Below are 17,426 nucleotides of genomic sequence, written 5' to 3'. Positions count from 1 at the left end.
AGCAGCACCAGAAGACCAGCCTGGGAGATTCGACACTCCATGTGAAATTTAACAAAAAACCGCCCTAAGGCGGTTTTTTGTTAAATTTCACATCGCAGTGGGCGATTTAACGCCGTCATGAAGGCCGTCACTGCACCGCGTCCTCCACCAAGTGACAGGACTATAACGGTCGCGTAACGCACTGTCAAGCACATGGGACAGGCTATTCAGCATTGAGCTTACGAAGCTCCTCAACCTCTTGATCCAGCGAGAGTTTAACCGCCTCTTCCCATCCTCGGGCCACCTCGCGAACCAACTCAAGCTCCCGTTCCAGAGCGGCGATTTTACCCTCAAGCTTTTTCTCACGCTTTACTTCACCTCTATGAGGCTTCTCTGGCCTCATTCCGACAGAGTGAGACACGCCCAACATGATTTCACGCCGCTCAGCCGAGGAGACGCGTGCCGGGTAGCTGTGGTCCCGAGACTCGCCTCTGTGACCAGCATAACTGGGAGGCAAAACGCGAGCGAATGCAACACTGGTGACCATCCCACATAGCACCCAGCTCTCTAACCCGCTATTGGCGTAAAACGGCAAGCTTGCCAAAGTGTCCCGACTAATGGGCACTCGCGTGGGGTCTGCGGGATATCCTGCCTTGGACGTAACCGGAGCTACTTGTAGAGTTCCGTTACCAATACTCAAAACCACAGCTAAGCGTCGCTTGTGCATCTCTCCTCGCAAGTGCATATCGAAGAATGATGTGTTGCCGGCGAATAAACCATCCACCCCAACGACTTGGGGAATATGGCCATACTCCACTTCAACTAACTTTCCTGGGTGCATTAACTCCTTGAGCTTCACGCCGACTTTAGCGACCGTCTCCGCCAAATTCCTGACTGCTGCATTGTGTCGCTGAAGGATAATACGCACGACTGTAGGTGAAGCCCCTACACAAGGTTCGATGGACATGACTTGCCAGCGCGTTGTCTGCTGCCCTGAGAAAGCCTTGCAGCAAATGGTGACTTTCCCAGTAATATGAGGAATAGTCACCCCAAGGATTTCTGAATAATCTTCTCGCCCCAGGATATCCCCGGACGACATATCTACGTATTCGACAGAAATAGTTGTCACGCCTAGCTTTCCTTGCCCTCTTTTGGACATACCCTTTGCCAGCCAAGGCCGCTAAGGCTCCCTGCACCAATACTAACGCAGGCGAGCCCACTCGTTCGGGTGACCAGTGCACGGTGGCGCGACATCTCGTATCAAGGGTCCATCAATATGCGTCTGCTCTGGCCTGGGAAACAAGCGCTTGTGACCAGCAGTCTTTCGGCCTTCCACCCAGTCCCAAAACCCTAGTGCCAGCAGATCCGGATGCAGCGGCACCGTGTGTAGACTCGTTTCGGTTTTGACCTTCTGGTGCTCGCCCTAGTCCGATTAGAAGGGGCTACCGACCAAGCGGTGCAGCCGGCTGGCTTGCTGCACCCGATCAGCAGCGCCACTCCCCACTCACTCAGCTCAGGACTTTAGGTATCATTCGAGGTATCAAAGCAGGCTCAGCTGCAAGACCCGAAATGCTTTAGGGTCAATGGCTTGCGAAAGGGTGTCTTCAGGCTCCGCCCACCTCCACCAATGAGCGGATCTTGAAGATCCGAAGAAGGCCGGGAACCCCCGTAAATCAAGGGTTCTCGGCCTTTTTTATGTGCACTGCGGTGCGCACGTGAACGTCGCAGGATCGGAGACTCTGGGGGCATATTTTGGGGCACTTGCCCCCAACTGCCGAACAGATGCCCCCACTGACCGATCTCGCAATACGCCGCGCCAAACCTACCGCGAAGACCCAGCGCTTGTACGACAGCGACGGGTTGTACTTGGAGCTCTCGCCCAAGGGGGGGCGCTGGTTCCGCCTGAAGTATCGATTCGGTGGCAAGGAAAAGCGGCTGGCCCTTGGCGTCTACCCAGAGGTGCCGCTAGCACTGGCCAGGCAGCGGCGGGACGAAGCACGCCAGTTGGTGGCTCAGGGTATCGATCCGGGCGAGCACCGGAAAGCAGCAACGGCTGCGCGTGCAATCCTCGGCGCCAACACTTTCGAGGTGATCGCCAACGAGTGGCTGGAGAAGCGCAACTGGGTGGATGGGTACCGCGTGAAAGTCGTCGGGTGGTTCACGAACGACGTGTTCCCCTACATCGGCGCGCGGCCGGCGGCGGAACTGGAAGCGCCCGAATTCCTGGCCGTGGCCAGACGCATCGAGAAGCGCGGCGCCTTCGAGTCGGCGCATCGGATCATGCAGAACTGCGGCCAGGTCATGCGATACGCCATCGCCACCGGGCGTGCCAGCCGCAACCCAGTGGCGGATCTGCGCGGCGCGCTGAAGCCAACGCCCGAACGCCACCTTCCGGCGGTGACCGATCCGGACGAGCTGGGGCCGCTGCTGCGCGCCATGGACGGCTACAAGGGCAGCCACGTCACGCGCTGCGCTCTTGTGCTGGCACCCCTGCTATTCGTGCGCCCGGGTGAGCTGCGGCAGGCCGAGTGGTCAGAGCTCGATATCGAGGCCGCCAGGTGGAACATCCCCGCCGACAAGATGAAGATGCGCCAGCCCCATGTTGTCCCGCTCTCGCGCCAGGCGCTGACTGTTCTGGCAGACCTGCAGAGGCTCACCGGTGCCGGCCGCTACCTCTTCCCCAGCACCAGGACGAAGCTGCGGCCGATGTCGGATAACGCGGTGAACGCGGCGCTGCGCCGCATGGGCTACGAGGTAGGCACGGTGACCGGCCACGGCTTCCGCGCCACAGCCCGCACGATCCTCGACGAGGTCCTGGGATTTCGGCCGGACATCATTGAGCACCAGCTGGCGCATGCAGTGAAGGATCCCAACGGCCGGGCTTACAACCGCACGACACACCTCGCGGAGCGCGTGCGAATGATGCAGCGATGGGCCGATTACCTGGACGAGTTGCGCGCGAACTCGGCCGCCACTTCGAAGGCCTGAGCGATTGGCAGCGTCACAGGCGGCGGTATTACTGGGCTTCCGGCGATCGTCAGCCACACAGCTGCCTCAGCTTCCCCATTACGCCGAACCCTTGCCAGGACATCAGCCCCTCCTGGACCGACACGCAAAAGGCACCATTCACCTCGATCGACGTCCCCGCCGATGACGGGGTTGTGCCAGGTCATGTTGGGAGGGAGAGGCGGCAGCGTCACACCTTCGGGAGCAATGACGCTCGGCTCCTTAGATCGCTGAAGCGCAGCGCGGTGCGCAGATCGGGATGGCATGGCTATCTATCCTGGTTGTGGCTGCTGCTGGTCACGCTGCTAGCCGGTGCTCGTAGAACGGGTGCCGCTTGTCGTCGAAGATGGCGTGCAGCGCATCCAGGTTGCGGGGATCCGGATTGAGCCAGGCGTCGACGTGCTCGGGCTTGATGTTGATGATCGTGCGGTCGTGGCCAGCGGCGGCGACCTCGGGTTCTGGCTCATCGGTGATCGCGGCGAACGACAGCAGGTCGGGTTCGACGCCTGCAGGATCGCGCCAGTGCGACCAAAGGCACGCCACCAGCATCGGCTCGCCGGTGCGCGGCACGAACTCGATGCGCTGGTTCTGCCCGTCTGGGCCTTCGACGTTCTCGTAGAATCGGTCGGCCACCATCAGCCCGTGGGTGTAGCCGAACTGCCGGCGCCAGAACCCTTGCAGGTTGTCCCGGCGGGCGTTGTAGGTGCCGGGGAATTTCCGGTCGTAGACCGACGGCGTGCCGGCCGGACGGCACTGGTAGCGCATCGGCTTGACGACACGCTGGCCGTTCTCCACCACCAGCACCGGGCAGTAGACGCCCGGGAATATCCGGCTGTCGTCCTGGCCGCGCGTGCCCTTGAGCGTATCGAGGCGCCGCTGGGCCTGCTGGATCTTGTTCGTGCCGATGCGCACGTCCTCGCGTGCCTTCTTCGTCTCCCTGACCTGCAGCGCCCGCTCGGCTTCGCCGACACGGCGCTTCTGGTCGAAGATCTCACGGGTGAGCGTGTCAGCCTCTGCCGCATCCGCCGCGCGCAGGTTCTCCTGCAGCTCGGGCGGGCCGATCTCCAGCAGCTCACGCACCATCGCGCGCGGCGCCTTGATCCGGCGCGCCTGGGCGCCATCGCCCCACCAGAAGGTTTTCACGTATGTATCGATGTCCATCACGGCGCCAAATGCCCGCTGGAACTCTTTGAACTCGGCTCGGATCAGCGCGGAGTAACACATGGCCGCCTCTCACAGTCGCGGTCGGGATCTTGGAGGCCATGCCAGGCCAAGATCTCATCGAGCCGCCGGGAGACGAATTGGGCATCCTCGCCCGTGATGGCGCCGTCCTCAATGACGTCTGCCATGCCGGCAAAGGCCTGCCAGAAGTGGCAACGGTCGGGGCTGCTCTTCAGCAGCGCCGGCACTGCGGCATCAAGGTTTTCCAGATGGGTGCGGAGTCGGGATCTGTCCATGCCCGCAGTATCGGCAGGGCTGTCTCAGGGCGTGAGACAGGTGGCCGTAGACTGCATGCATGGACACCACCACCCCCAGCCTCTTCGAACAGCTGCAGCAGCGTCTGGCGTGCGCTTCCGAGCCACTGGAAGTGCTCAACCAGTTCGAAGCGGAGCTGCTGTACGCGTTCCCTGCCGAGGCGACGGTGATTATTGAGCTGGTCGCGTCCTGGGGGCATCGTCTGGGCGTGCTCACACACGACGACCTTCAAGGCTACGTCTAGGGTGCCGGCTTGGCACTGCTCAGGTGCCTCTCGCGTGAGCTGCCTCGTTGCGCGCGTCCGGCAATCACAAGCTCGCCCGACCTGCCGTCGCGCATTTGCCACCCCGAAGCCCCTGGGGTTACGCGTGAAACTATGGGTGCCGAACACCGTACAATTGCGCGTGGGCAAGATGCCCACGGAAGACCTAGGTCTTCTTCAATCAACGAACGGAGTTGAAGATGAAGTTTTTTTTTACCGCCACTGTAGGACTGTTGCTGGCTGCATCTAACTGTACCGCAACAGATAGACCCGATTATCTTGGCCTGACCCCAGCAGTGGCTGCCGAAGCACGCGCACAGCCGGCAGTTGTTCCACCAGGCGTCACGCTTCGTGAACTGGAACGCCGGATATTTCGAGACGACATGAAGTCGGTGTATCCCCTTCCGCGGGACTACTACATGCAGCACGCCGGAACCCGTCAAGGGCTTTTGGGATTCATTTCCAGCACCCCGTTTGAAGGATCTGTCGAGCTATATTCTTGCCTGATGACGAATTACCTGGACTCTTTTTCATCAAGAGATCCGGGCTGCGAAGGGCAAATGCGCCAGCGTGACCTTTTCTTTACTGGCTATATCGCCAACACACAGCTGCCTGGCACAGTTCCGCTTTACCGTTGCTATCGTGGCGGCCTGAAGCCTAACAACTGGATCGACCATTTCGATACAACTGATGCAAGGTGCGAAGGCCGCCCGAACACAGTGATGGACGGAATTATGGGCTATGTCTGGCTTTGATTTATATTCATCGCAGTCGCGAGTCCTGAGCTGAATTCTGTTTGGGTTGCGTCGGCCAGAAGTTCAGCTTCTGGCCGACTCCATAAGCAGCATTACGCATCTGCATGGCATTAGCGTGATTGTCGCTATCCGTTTGCGACTACGAAGCGATCCATAGGTTTCTCCCCGATCACACGGAAATAGGGGCCGGCCTAGCGTTGCTCAGGCGCCCCCGGGTTGAGCGACCAGCGGTCCCGGGTCCGGCAACTGAAGATTGGCAGCGATATGGGATTTCCCATATCGGCTTGTGCCGCATGGTGGCGTCAGATTTGCCTGACCGCTCTCATGCAGGAAGCTCGATCCTCATCCAATGGGTAACGCCTTCGATCTCGTTGTGTTCGTCCCAGTAGAACCTGGCGGCAGAGTGCACTGCTTCGCTCCAGAAACGGTGGCTATCCAGCGCTAGGACAGTCTCCTCCTCCGCAGGCATCTCACAACCAGCTTCGATCTTGATCCATTCCATGGCCGTCTCCGTGAGCAGCGGGCAGTGGAATCTTATCGAATTGATAGGCCGCGATCGTGAGGTGCATCAGGTTTTCCCTGAGCAAGCGAAGCGTCCAGGCATAGCTCAAATGAACGTTTTTTTGCGTGTGCTGGCCATGCATCTTGGCCCTGCGCCGAGATGACCTCGGGCCGCCGGCAGTGACCGGCGCAGCGCATTCGGAGAACGTAATGCACGCACTGCTGATCACCGCCGCCGCGGCGCTTATTGGCGTCGCCATCCCTGCCGCCGCCAGCGAACCCAGTCAATTCGGCCGCGCCGCCCAGCTGTACCAGGAAACGTCGGCCACCGGCGAGACGCTGGATGCCTTCGTCACCCGCATCGCACCGCGCGCACGCGCTGCATCCGTCAGCACGCGAGCGATCGTTTGCGGCGAGATCCTGGGCAGCGGCCCCTACACCGTGGCACTCAAGACCGATGGGTATCCCGACGACTGCCGCGTGCCGAAAACCGCCGCGCCGTATTTACTGGTGAACGGCATCGCGAAGGATGCGCGCGCCGACCACTTCTCGATCGAAAACCGGTTCCGTCCCGGCTATCTGGTCACACCGTGGTCCATCAAGTTCCAGGACCGCAGCAGCGTGCGCAAGGTCGACGCCGTCGGACGCTGAGAGAGCGCTCCAGCTGGTCAGGCAGCGGCGCGCTCGGCTTGCGCCAGACTGGCTGCGATCGCACTGTTCGTTGCCGCCTTGATCAACGCCTGGAGTTTCCAGCCCTCCAGCGCCTGGGTCGCCTCCGCGCCGGGATAGCGGATGGCGTAGGTGGGCGCGATCAGCTCGGCGATCGGCGCCGCCAGCACGCCGAGGGCGGCGCCGCGGTCCTCAACCTGAAACGTCACAGTGCCGGTGTCGTTGATCGGGTTCCAGATGATGGTGATCTGCTGCGCAAGCGGGTCCGCATCCGGGTCCGGCGCCACCACGTTGGCATCGTAGGCGGCGCGAGTAGCCGCCTTGATGCCCAGCAACAGATGCGCGCCAGGCTCGTTGACCGCCTCGCCCGGCACCTCCACGACCACGCCGGTGGCTGGGTCAGCCTGGGTCGTCGAGGGCGCGGTGATCTCGTAGCTGCGGCCGATCAGGTCGCTGATCTGCACCGACAGCACGCGCAGGAAGAAGCGCTCCAGCGTCTGCGTCCAGCCGTCCGGGTGCGGCTTGGTGGTCATCTGCTCAAGGTGGAACTCGACCGGCCCGTCGTTGGTGGCCGGGTTCCATCGGATCTCGATGCGCGGCGACACGATTCTGGTCTGCGTGCCGAAGGTTTGGTTTTCGCTGATGAGCATGTCAGTAGCCTGTAACATCGAGGATGGGAGCGCGCACCCAGGCCTGGCCGTAATTACCAGGGGGCGGTTGCGGATTTCGGTCGGTGCCGGTGCGCAAATCCTGTGCAGTATCGATGGCAGAGATAGATGCGACGTTGCCGTTGATGTTGACCACGCCCTTGCGCCAAAGCACCTGCACCTGCCACTGCGGGCCGCCGCCGATCAGGCCACCGATGGCCAGCATAATGTTGCCGGTAGAGCCGGCCAGCGCGGCATAGGTACGACCTTCGGGCAGCGTGATCGATCCGCCTTGGTTGGCATTGCCCTGCAGCAACGCACGCACCTTCATGTACTTGAGCGTTGCGTCGAAATGCACCTGATCCGTATCGGGGTTTGTGATCACCAGGTAGTCCCGGCGGCCGAAGTTCGGCTCGTCGAAGACGTAGGCGGTGAAGCTGCCGCTGGTGGTGAAGCCGGTGAACGTGAAACTGTTCCCGCTCTGGGTGCGCGTGGCGAGCACGGCATTGCTCTCCCCCAGAAACGCGAGGGCAGGATTGGTGCCGGCGACCGTCAGGTTCCAGGTTTTGAGCACGCCGCTGCCTGTGGGTGTGATCGTCTGCTTCGACGCCAGCGCCAAGTTCTTCCAGGTCTCAGAGATGACAACGCGGTTGGGGCCGGCCTCGAAAATTGCATAGGCCATCAGAACCTCCCATAAAACAGGGTGCCGCCGGCGCGTGCCGTCAACGTTGCAGAAGGCGACACCCAGCTGATGGTGTTGCCGTCGTCACTGAAGTACGGAAGCAGGCTGTTGCCTGCGCCGGTGTCGGCTACGAACCAGTAGTACAACTGGTTGGCGCTTCCGGTGACCGGTACCGGCACCGAGCCATTGCTACCGCTGGCGATCGCAATGGCTCCCATGTGCTGCGTCAACAGGTCCGAGTCGGGCTGATCGGTGATCTGCAACAGCACGACGCCGGTGTCAGCGTCGTTGATGATCAGGACGTTGGTCATGTCACTCCATAGCCAAGCGCCACCACACGGCGGCCGTTGGGCGCATAGGCGTAGAACTTCCCGCCGACGAACTCGTTGCGACCACCTCCAGGTGTGGCGCCGATGATTTCGACCACGTCCGCAGAGAAGGTGATCTTGCCCAGCACACCGTCGTTTACTGATCGCATGCCGACCACCTTCTTATTCACATCCAGCGCCCAGGTGTAAGACGCGTAGTAGCTTGCAACGCCATTTTCGTTAACGGTCATTCGCGCCGTCAGAGATTGTGTCGCGGATGCGTTCACAGAGTCGCTAACGGACTGGCGTGTGACCTTCGGCTGAGTCAGTAGGGCGTAGTTGTTCCCTGGATTATTGAAAAAACCTCGCACACGCCGGCCATTAGGAGGCACAACGACACTGGTAGCAACTTTTGTCCAGCTGCCCACCGAATTCACTCCGGGCGCAGTCAACCACGTTACGTTGTTGCCGGAAGCATCAACCACATGCACCCCAAATACCCCAGTGGCGGCTGATGTGTTGTAGACGTTTGCCGAAATATCCAGCACATCGCCCGGAGTGACGTCAGTCCAAAAGTTGTCATACGTTCCGGCGCCAGGACCAAGAACCAGCTTGGCACCATAGAACGTGTTGGCCGTTTGCGGAATGCCTGTATTCACAGCTTCTGTGTAGGCAGGACTCAACCAAGTGCCCGCGCCAGAATCAAAGACAGTCGTCTTGATAAAATTATCTCCGTTCCTTGCGGAGGCGGAGACTTGGGTAATAGCAGTGCTGTTTGCGGTCGTTTGATTACCAACCTGCGTCACTTGCGATTGCAGAGCATTCAGCGCGTTAGTGTCGGCCTTCCCCGCTATCGCGGCATTCGTGCTGTCAATTCGCTGACCAAGCGCAGTATCCCGGTCTGCGCTTGCGGTCTCGACCGACGTCACGCTCGCCGATGTTGCCAGCGAGCCTGTGCCGGTCGGCATGCGCGCCTCCACCACGCCGATTCTCTGACCCAGCGCGCTATCTGCGTTCGTGCGTGCGGTTGCCTCGGACGTCACGCTTGCCGCCGTGGCGAGGCCTCCATTCCCGGCCGGCATCCGCGCCTCGACGACGCTGGTGCGCTGTCCCAACGCACCATCCGCATTTGCCCGCGCGGTCGCCTCGTCGCTCACGGATGAGGACGTTGCGAGCTGTCCGTTCCCGGCGGGCAGGCGCGCGACCACGGCTGCTAGGCGGGTGGATTCCGCCTCAAGCTCGTTTGCCGTCTGGTTGGCGATATCAAGGGCAGCGGCGACTGCTTCACCCGCGCTTGAGTAGTTGCCCACGTTCTGCCAGGTCGACGGATTGTCGGCCGGCATCACTCCGGAATTGGCCGCCCGCGCCCGATACAGGCGCCCGTCGTAGCGCACGAAGTCGCCCTCCGGGTACGACGCGGTCGAGGTCCACTCGTCCGCATTGACCAGATCGCCCAAAGCAGCGTTCAGCGCGTCGGCGTGTGCGATGGCGTCATCGCGAGCTTTGTTCGCCGCAGCCAGTGCCTGCTCTGCGATCTGCCTGTCGCGCTCCGCCGCTTCCAGGAAGCCCTGCCGGATTTCCTCGGTCGTCTTGTCGATCGCCTGCTGCATCTCCTCTTGCAGCTCGCCCAGGTTCTTGCCCAGCGTTTTCGTGACGTACTTGGCCGCCACCGACAGCGTGCCGTTGGTATTGCGCGCGCGGATGGCAAACGTCCACTTGCCCGAGGACGGGATCGGCGAATCGAATGCACCGGTGTGGTAACCGCTGTCGCCGACCGGCGTCATGGCGTCCCACGCCGGCATCGGCGCGCCCTGCTCCGGGGCCTGAGCGTAGCGGATCTCCGCGCCGGCCAGGTTGGCCGACTGGATGGTGTCGTTGAAGAAGCCCCAGGTGTACCGCCGGATGCCGCCGGAGATCTCCTCCACGTCGAACAGGTCGTAGTTCACTGGCGGTGCGTCGGCGCCGATGGTCGTGTAGATCAGCGAGGCGCCCACGCCCATCTGCCCATCCGGGCCGAACGGGCGCACGTTGAGCGTGTAGGTGCCGGCGCGCGGGATGCGCCACCGCGCCGTGCGGGTACGCGTCTGTGCCACTTCCACGAGCTCGCCATTGCCGTCCGACGCCGAGGCGTACACCACCGCGTGATCGAACGGGCCGGTGATGTCGAAGCTGGCCACCAGATCGGTGGCCGTGACGTCGCCGGTGGTGATCAGGTCCTCGTTGATTGCCAGGTTGCTGAGGATCGACCGGGTTGCAAGCGATGACCCATTCTCCGGCCGAATGTACTGTCCGGTCTTGACGTAAATCCAGAACTCGGGGCCCTCCGGCACCACGTTGATGCTTGCGCCTTTGAGATCACTCTCCGGCTCGATCACCACCACGCGCGCGCGAAGGCCGGGAGTGGCCTTGAAGTCGTAGATCCACACCGTGTCATGGGCCGGGTTGTCCTGCCAGCCCCCCTGCACCATCGAATCCTCATAACCCTCACCCGGCAGCGGCGCATCGTCCGGCCACTCTTCGATCAGCTGGATGGTGTCCGTCGCCTCGGTGAAGTTGCGCACGCGGAAGGTGCGATACACCGCCTCGCCCGGGATGCGCAGGCCGATAAAGGCGCTGCGCGCATCTGGAGGCGGGACTGGCTCGTCCAGCGTCAGCGTGACGGTGCCCAGCAGCGCGCTCCGCTCTGCCGCCACGATGCGCCCGCCGAATCCCCACTGCGTGAGGTCGTGGGAGATCGACAGCATCGACATGCGGCGATAGGACAGGTACTGCAGATCCTGCGCGAAGCCGATGTCCTTGTACTGGAACAGGCTCTGCGCGAGGTGGTAACGCGCCATCTCAGCCGCATGTGCCTCACGTCCAATGCCCTCACCGGTCAGCCGCGCCGGGCTGATCATGTCTTCGACCTTGATGCCCGGTGCCGGCACACGCAGCATTTCGACCTTCTTGGTCGTGCTGTCGAAGTAGCTGTACTCAATGCCGTCGGCAGCGCTGGCCAGCGTGTAGTCCACGCTGAAGCTGCCCTTCTTCATCTCCGCCATGTTGACCACGCCCGAGAGCGGCTGCTCATCGGCGGCCCACACCACAGAAAGTCGACCGCCGGCCCAGGTAACCTGCCCCATGCCCGCCAGCGCGATCGCCTGCAGCACCTCGTCGTGGTTGCGCTCTTCGGTCAGCCAGTAGTCGTAGGTGTAGCCGTTTGCCTCGCAGTGGCCCATGAAGCCCTGCAGCGACTCAATGTCGATCTCCTCGTCACTCTTGCCCATTCCGGCGATGAGCTTGCCGTTCTGGTCGTAATAGCCGCGGGCGTACTTGAGGATGTGGGCGCCGTTGTTGCTGGTCTCTTCGTTGACCCAGGAGCCGTTACGCCACACAGGGATCGGCGCAGCGATGTGCTCGGCCACCAACTCATCGGGTTGGCCATTGAGCTGGCCCGTGCCCTTCATCAGGATGCCGCTGCGCGCAAGGCCGGCGTACGTCGCGGTGTCGGCCTGCACACTGCCCATCGTCGACCACTGAAAGTCGTTTCGCTGGGTGTTATCGCCCTCGTAGTTGCCCTGCCCCAGGATGCGCACGCGCACGTCGTACTGGCCCTTGGCCACATCCGCCGACAGCGTCGCGCGCTTGCTGACGTCCAGCTTGTCACCAGTGAACGTCTGCGTGGCCAGCGTGGCCCAGATGCCGGTGCCGGCCGGCGCATATTGCACCTGCACTGTTTCGGAGACGTTGTACGCCTTGCCCGAGGTTCCCACACCGCCCAGCACGTATTCCAGGTTGATCTGGATGCGCACGGTGTCTGCGCTGGTGGTACGCGTGACGAAGTCGGCCGTATCCGGCAGCTCGCCCCCATCGGTGGTGTCTACGTTGCTGTAAAGCGGGATGGTTTCATCCGGCATCTGGCTATAGCCGGAGTGGTAGACGCTCACGCCCTCGTAGCTGGACAGTGGTGTGCCGGCATTGGTGAACGCGCCCACGCGGCCGACGCCGATACCCGGCGTGAGCACCATGCCGATGTACTGATTGTCGCCCTCGTAAAACGTGTAGGGCTTGCTGGCGAAGTCGGGGGCGATCGGCATGCGACCAAACAGCAGGCCCACCGGCTCATACGGGCGCAGACGGTTCCGCGGCGCTGCCAGGCTGTAAACCGTGCCGGCGGTACTCGGGCCGGTCGGACTTTCAACCTTCGGCCCGAGTGTCTTATTGATCAGGAGCGAGCCAGCCACAAAGGCTGCGGTGTACGCGACAGCCGCACCGGTGGTGCCCAGCCCTGCGGCCCACGTCGCACCCGCGCCACCGGTGAAGTAGATCAGCGCGGCCATTGCCACGATGTACAGCGCGTTCCTGCCGACGGCGCCGCGCACCTCAATGACCTGACGATCCTTCGGATAGACATAGGCCCACAGGTGGCGCGGCACCGCGCGACCGCCTATGTGTACGGTCCAGTCGCTCTGATCCAGATCGATCACATGCCGATGCAGAAAATCGCACAGGCGCTCGCCCGGCTGCAGGTCCATCGCAATGTGGCGCTGCCCATCCAGCGTGACCGGATGCGGCGTCAGCACCAACTGGCCGTTATTGGCAGGCGTGGTCATCAGACCCATGTGTAATACCCCTCGATCCGTGCGCCGTAATCCGGCAGCTCGCGCACCCGGTGCAGCCAGCTGCTGCCGAGCGCGCTGGTTGTGTGAAGCACCCAACCCTCGTGGGCCAGGTAGAAGAAGATGCCGACGTGTCCGGGCCGGCTCTGGCCCTTGTCGAACATCAGCACCAGGTCGCCGTCGACCGGCTTATCGGTGGGCACGGCGTACGCCCGGGACAACTCGCCGAGCGCCACCTGCCCGACAGCACCACGTGGGCGCCGCGCCGGCATCTGCACGTCGCGGCCGAACAGCTCGCGCTGCACCTGCACCACCAGGTCTGCGCAGTCGTAGGTTTCGGCGTCGTAGGGGATGTTGAGGAAACGCTCAACCTCGCTGATGCGCATCAGAAAATCCCCGGCAGCGTGTGTGGATTGGCGCGGAGCTTCACTGCCTGCTGTCGCATGAAGAAGTCCACGCCGATCTGCGCGGTGATCAGCGGGCCGGCAGCACGCACCTGTGTCAGCGGCAGATAGAACCTCCGGGCGATGACGTCGGGCTGCACACGGTCCGTGACCAGGACACGGCACATCACCATTTCGTTAGGCTGCATGCGCTCCAGGTCATCGGTGATCCCGCGCCCCACGTTGTCCACTTCGAGCTGTGCGCGTGGCGTTTGGCCGGCCTGGTCAGCTGGCGGCGTGAAGCGGAACGGATACCCGACGTAGGTGTTTCCGTTGCTCACCCAATCCTGCGTGTCGTTGGCGATGCGCAGAACCGCGCCGAAAGAGGGTGCCGTCATCTCCAGCAGCTCAAGCGGCCCATCAGGATCCGTGACGCGCTGCCGGCGTTCAAGGAAGTTGCTCATCGCAGGTACTCCACGACGGCCTGCCGCGTTCCCTGGGTGAAAGCCGAATTGGTGGCTTGAAGCCGACCGATGGCGCCACCCTTGAAGCGCGCGGAGATCTGCTTGCGAGTACGCGGATGCACCATGTCGAAGTAGCCCACGCGACCGATTTCGTCGAAGTAAAAGCCGTCGAACGCGACCATCGACTCAGCCGTCAGGAACACCATGGTGATCGGCAGCTCCACCATGACGCGCGTGTTGATGATTGCCTGCTTGGCCGGGCCGCGCTCCATCTCGGTGCGCTGCACGGACGGATCCGGCTCTTCGCCGAGATCCCCCGTGAGCAGTCGCACTCCCGCTGGGAAGGTGGCCATCAGCGTCGCTCCCTCACGTCAAATCGGCTCTTCGTTGCGCCGGCCGTGCGTCCGCCGCTCGACATGTCACCAGCGACAATATCGATGACGAATTTCTTCAGCTCGGTCCCGTCGGGCATCGTTGATCGCTGCTCGCGCGCTTGCACCTGCGCACCTCCGTAATTGTTGATTTCGATCTTCGCTTCGGAGCTCGCGGAGCTTGCGCTGCCCGAAGCCATTGGCGCGGCCGGAACCACTTGCCCGCGGTTGCCGGGAATCAAGTAGCTGCGGCCACCCTGCTGGAACAGCTCCGGATCGCCGCCTTCGCCCACTTCGTACAGCGAGCCCGGTGCGACTGGGCCGCCGTTGGCGCGGCCACCGCCAAAGCTGACGCCACCGACCAGCGACTCACCCAGGCTGCTGGTGATCGACTGCGTGCCGCCAGTGACGGCTGCGGATCCTGCTGCTCCAACTCCACCACCCATAAACGCACCGATCAGACCGACCGCCCGCTGCTTGAACGCGTAGCGCGCCAAGTCAGCGATCATCGAATCAATCAAGCTGCTGAAGGACAGCTTCCCGGTTTGCGCCAACCGCACGAACGCGTCTTCGCCGGCGCTAAGGCCATTCACGAGAAGCGATCCAGCTTGCTCTGATGCGTTCTGCGCGGCGAAGACGTAGTCCTCCCACACGCGGGTGAAACCCGTGCGCCAGTCACCGAGCAACTGCATGCGCTGCTGCTGGTAGCTCCGCTCGATCTCCAGCGAGCGCTCCCTGCTCGCCTCGAGCATCGCGATCTCGTTCTGGTACTCGCCTTGGCTGAGCGGGTTCTGCCCGCGCTGCTCCTTCTCCAGCTTCTCCCGCTCGCGCAAGTACTCCCGCTGGATGTCCAACTGCCGCTGCAGCATCTGCGTGGCATCAGCGCCGCGGCCGATGCCCATCAGATCGACATCAGACTGCTCCTGCCGTTGCTTCTCCAGCTGCGCCAGCCGCTCGGTCAAAGCCGCCTGCGCCACCAGATCACGCTGTGTCTGCTTCGCCTTCTCGGCCTGCGCATCGCTCGCCTGCAGCTGCGGAATCATCGCCTGTAGCAGCTGCTTGCTCGCCGCCGTCATCGTGTTGGTCTTGTCGGCCAGCAATTGCCGCGCTTGGATCACCATGCGATCACTGGCCGACACCTTGTCGCCGCTCTCCGCCAGTTGCTGGTTGGCGGTGATCTGCCGCTGCACGCTGGCGATGAAGCTCTGCGCCGCGTTGTCGTCTGTGTTCGCCTTGCCGATGCCCTCACGCTGGTTGAACTGCTTGTCCACCTGCGCATTCGACTGCGCGATCAGCCGTTGCATCGATCCGTCGAAGTGGCGTGCGTCGCTGTCTGGAAGCTTGTTGTAGATCTCGATGATCTTGTTGAGCGCCGCCTGCTTTGCGCTCGCCCGATCCAAGCCTGCCATTCGAGCGTTCAGAGCCTCGGACGCAGCCTTCTCAGCTGCTTGGCTGTCGTGCAAAACCTTGTTGTAGTCCTCGACCGCCTTACGGTTGTCGGGAGCCCCTTCGTTGACGGCCGCCGGCAGTCCGTATGGATTGCGCGCCTCAGCCGACAGCCGGCCCATCTCATCCTTCAGGCCGGCCAAGAGGGCGAAGCCGGCACGCGGACCTGTGCTGGCCAGCTTCGCGATCCAGGAATCTTGCAGCCCGCTGTTCCGGCCAACATCCGTGAGCGCGCCGCTGAAATTGACCAGTGCTCCCCAGGCGCCGCTGATCTCGTCCTTGATGGTGCGCCACCCTTGCGCCATCCCGGGCATGACGGCCTCGGTCTGGTTCGCGACGTTGATGGATCGCTCGTAGTACAGCTGCAGCGCTTCGGCCACGGCCTCCTGCTGCCGCCCCTCTTCCTGCAACGTGATGATGCGCTGCAGCTGTGCGGTGTTGAGAAAGCCTTCCTGCTTGTTGAGCTCCACCAACGCATCCACAGGATCACGTGCGATGCGCTGGAACGCCTCGACGGTCTTGCTGGTGGCCTGGCCGGTGGACGCCTCCATGCGTGCGGCTGCCTCGGCCACCATCGTGAACTGCTTGCCGGCGAACTGGCCGGAAGCAGCGACAGCATTCAGCGCATCAAGCGCCCCGCCTCGCGTCACGCCCTTCAGATTGTCCAGCTCCGAAACCAAGCCGCGGAACTGGCCACCGCTGATATCCGCATTGCGGCCGGTGAGGATCAGGTTCTTCTGGAACTCGAACAGCTCGTCCTGGCTCTGCTTCAGCGCGACCGCCAGCGCGAGTGCAGCGGCAGCCGACACGGTCATCGGATTGACCATGCCCAGCACATACGAGGACACAGCCTTCGCAGCCGGGCCGATGCCGCCGAGCTGGTCCTTCAGCTGTCCACCCTGCTGGATCGCCACCATCCAGATCGGCTGTCCGGCGACCACGCTGGTGACGATGTCCGTCATCTGCGCCGGGATCATGCGCATCGCCGCAGCCGTCTGGCGCGCGGTCATGCCGTACTGCTCGGTGGTGTTCTTGGACTTCAGCAGCGCCTGCCGGCTTGCCTCGATCTGCGCCTGGTATTGCTGCATCACCTGCGGCTTGATCAGCCCCAGGTCGCCGGCACGCTCCAACCGCTCCTCCATCTCGGCCAGCCGGTTCAAACCGGCAACGGTGGGATCGATCTGCGCGAGCAGACGCTTCAGGTTGATCTCCTGCGCCTGCGCCGCCTCAGCTGCTGCACGTGCCTGGTTGGCGGTGCGTGCCTCGGCCTCCTGCAGCGCACGCGCACGCGCCACCATGCGTTCCTGCTCGGTACCGGCGCGCGACATCGCCGCAGCCTGCACGTCGATGCCCGCCGCCGCATCGCGCGCAGCCTCAGCCAGGGCACGATCCGACAGGTTCGTCGTGCGGCCTGCTTCGGCATAGGCCATCGCCTGCTGCGCGACGCTGCGGTAGCGCGCCTCCTGCTCGGCCAGCTGCCGTTCCAGCTTCTCCGACGCCGCGGCAGACGCACTCGCATCGGCAGCGGCACTCTTGCCCGCCGCACTGTAGGCCTGCAGTCCAGCCGCCGCGCCGGTGAGACGGCCTTCCATGGCTGCCAACGCCGAGACAATCTCCGCCTGCGCGCGGTTCATCGCCTGCAGCTCGGTGATTACCGTGCCAGTACAGACGCCGATCCGCTCAAGCGCTCCACCCAAACGGTCGCCCAGCGCGACGGCTGAGCGGTCGATCGAGCGGGACATCGACTGGAAGTAACGCTCCAGCCGATCTGCTGATCCACTGGCCTTGTCGGCGGCGGCGGCGTTCTGGTCCAGCGCCCTGGTGCTTTCGACCAGGCCACTCGAATCGACCTTAAAGCCAAGTTCGGCGATATCCATCA

The 17,426-nt window shown here is 62.9% G+C and carries 16 protein-coding genes and 1 pseudogene; 4 read left to right on the top strand and 13 right to left on the bottom strand.

The features are described 5' to 3' along the window. Positions 1 to 202: 202 nt before the first annotated feature. Complete coding sequence (locus ABQ137_RS08225; protein WP_252163556.1) at positions 203 to 1,108, bottom strand: type II toxin-antitoxin system PemK/MazF family toxin; 906 nt, start codon at positions 1,106 to 1,108, stop codon at positions 203 to 205. Positions 1,109 to 1,246: 138 nt separating this feature from the next. After that, positions 1,247 to 1,402, bottom strand: a pseudogene (locus ABQ137_RS08220) (integrase); the annotation flags it as partial. 359 nt (positions 1,403 to 1,761) lie between these two features. Here ABQ137_RS08220 and ABQ137_RS08215 point away from each other — a divergent pair. Continuing rightward, complete coding sequence (locus tag ABQ137_RS08215; RefSeq protein WP_349781949.1) at positions 1,762 to 2,967, top strand: tyrosine-type recombinase/integrase; 1,206 nt, start codon at positions 1,762 to 1,764, stop codon at positions 2,965 to 2,967. A 315-nt stretch (positions 2,968 to 3,282) separates the two neighbouring features. Here the strand turns inward: ABQ137_RS08215 and ABQ137_RS08210 are convergent, their stop codons facing one another. Together ABQ137_RS08210 and ABQ137_RS08205 are read right to left on the bottom strand one after the other, a co-directional pair. Beyond that, positions 3,283 to 4,209 (bottom strand): SOS response-associated peptidase family protein, encoded by a 927-nt coding sequence (locus ABQ137_RS08210; protein WP_349781947.1) that lies wholly within the window; start codon positions 4,207 to 4,209, stop codon positions 3,283 to 3,285. After that, on the bottom strand, positions 4,191 to 4,442 hold the full coding sequence (locus ABQ137_RS08205; RefSeq protein WP_349781945.1) for a hypothetical protein: 252 nt from the start codon (positions 4,440 to 4,442) through the stop codon (positions 4,191 to 4,193). The genes ABQ137_RS08210 and ABQ137_RS08205 overlap by 19 nt, the downstream gene beginning before the upstream one ends. 59 nt (positions 4,443 to 4,501) lie before the next feature. Here ABQ137_RS08205 and ABQ137_RS08200 point away from each other — a divergent pair, with 59 nt between their 5' ends. Both ABQ137_RS08200 and ABQ137_RS08195 read left to right on the top strand, forming a co-directional pair. Continuing rightward, on the top strand, positions 4,502 to 4,705 hold the full coding sequence (locus tag ABQ137_RS08200; protein WP_349781943.1) for a hypothetical protein: 204 nt from the start codon (positions 4,502 to 4,504) through the stop codon (positions 4,703 to 4,705). A 218-nt stretch (positions 4,706 to 4,923) separates the two neighbouring features. Further along, positions 4,924 to 5,478, top strand: coding sequence for a hypothetical protein (locus ABQ137_RS08195; protein ID WP_349781941.1), 555 nt, complete (start codon positions 4,924 to 4,926; stop codon positions 5,476 to 5,478). A gap of 322 nt (positions 5,479 to 5,800) precedes the next feature. Here the strand turns inward: ABQ137_RS08195 and ABQ137_RS08190 are convergent, their stop codons facing one another. Next, entirely contained in the window at positions 5,801 to 5,980 is a 180-nt protein-coding gene (locus ABQ137_RS08190) for a DUF551 domain-containing protein (RefSeq protein WP_104568540.1), read from the bottom strand. A gap of 179 nt (positions 5,981 to 6,159) precedes the next feature. On the opposite strand from ABQ137_RS08190, the gene ABQ137_RS08185 reads away from it, so the two are divergent. After that, positions 6,160 to 6,630 (top strand): hypothetical protein, encoded by a 471-nt coding sequence (locus tag ABQ137_RS08185; RefSeq protein WP_349781939.1) that lies wholly within the window; start codon positions 6,160 to 6,162, stop codon positions 6,628 to 6,630. 17 nt (positions 6,631 to 6,647) lie between these two features. Here ABQ137_RS08185 and ABQ137_RS08180 read toward each other — a convergent pair whose 3' ends face one another. Genes ABQ137_RS08180 through ABQ137_RS08145 form a run of 8 tightly spaced genes read right to left on the bottom strand, consistent with a single transcriptional unit; the run spans position 6,648 to position 17,424 of the window. Continuing rightward, positions 6,648 to 7,298 carry a hypothetical protein gene (locus ABQ137_RS08180; protein WP_349781937.1) on the bottom strand — a complete coding sequence of 217 codons (651 nt, stop codon included), beginning with the start codon at positions 7,296 to 7,298 and terminating at the stop codon, positions 6,648 to 6,650. A 1-nt stretch (position 7,299) separates the two neighbouring features. Beyond that, positions 7,300 to 7,977, bottom strand: a complete 678-nt coding sequence (locus ABQ137_RS08175; RefSeq protein WP_349781935.1) for a hypothetical protein — start codon at positions 7,975 to 7,977, stop codon at positions 7,300 to 7,302. Next, positions 7,977 to 8,288 (bottom strand): hypothetical protein, encoded by a 312-nt coding sequence (locus ABQ137_RS08170; protein WP_104568544.1) that lies wholly within the window; start codon positions 8,286 to 8,288, stop codon positions 7,977 to 7,979. Before ABQ137_RS08170 ends, ABQ137_RS08175 begins: the two co-directional genes overlap by 1 nt. Then, complete coding sequence (gene gpJ / locus ABQ137_RS08165; protein WP_503021204.1) at positions 8,285 to 12,886, bottom strand: TipJ family phage tail tip protein; 4,602 nt, start codon at positions 12,884 to 12,886, stop codon at positions 8,285 to 8,287. The genes ABQ137_RS08170 and gpJ overlap by 4 nt, the downstream gene beginning before the upstream one ends. Next, positions 12,877 to 13,269, bottom strand: a complete 393-nt coding sequence (locus tag ABQ137_RS08160) for an NlpC/P60 family protein (RefSeq protein ID WP_349781932.1) — start codon at positions 13,267 to 13,269, stop codon at positions 12,877 to 12,879. Before ABQ137_RS08160 ends, gpJ begins: the two co-directional genes overlap by 10 nt. Next, positions 13,269 to 13,730 (bottom strand): DUF1833 family protein, encoded by a 462-nt coding sequence (locus ABQ137_RS08155; protein WP_065031476.1) that lies wholly within the window; start codon positions 13,728 to 13,730, stop codon positions 13,269 to 13,271. The genes ABQ137_RS08160 and ABQ137_RS08155 overlap by 1 nt, the downstream gene beginning before the upstream one ends. Then, positions 13,727 to 14,083 (bottom strand): hypothetical protein, encoded by a 357-nt coding sequence (locus ABQ137_RS08150; protein WP_349781931.1) that lies wholly within the window; start codon positions 14,081 to 14,083, stop codon positions 13,727 to 13,729. The genes ABQ137_RS08155 and ABQ137_RS08150 overlap by 4 nt, the downstream gene beginning before the upstream one ends. Next, positions 14,083 to 17,424: a phage tail length tape measure family protein gene (locus ABQ137_RS08145; RefSeq protein WP_349781930.1), complete on the bottom strand. Its 3,342-nt coding sequence runs from the start codon at positions 17,422 to 17,424 to the stop codon at positions 14,083 to 14,085. Before ABQ137_RS08145 ends, ABQ137_RS08150 begins: the two co-directional genes overlap by 1 nt. Positions 17,425 to 17,426 lie beyond the last annotated feature (2 nt).

The organism is Xanthomonas sp. WHRI 8393 (genome assembly GCF_040203315.1).
GTDB lineage: Bacteria > Pseudomonadota > Gammaproteobacteria > Xanthomonadales > Xanthomonadaceae > Xanthomonas > Xanthomonas arboricola.
The sequence above is the reverse complement of the archived record's forward strand: the minus strand, read 5'-3'. Positions and strand labels throughout refer to the sequence as shown.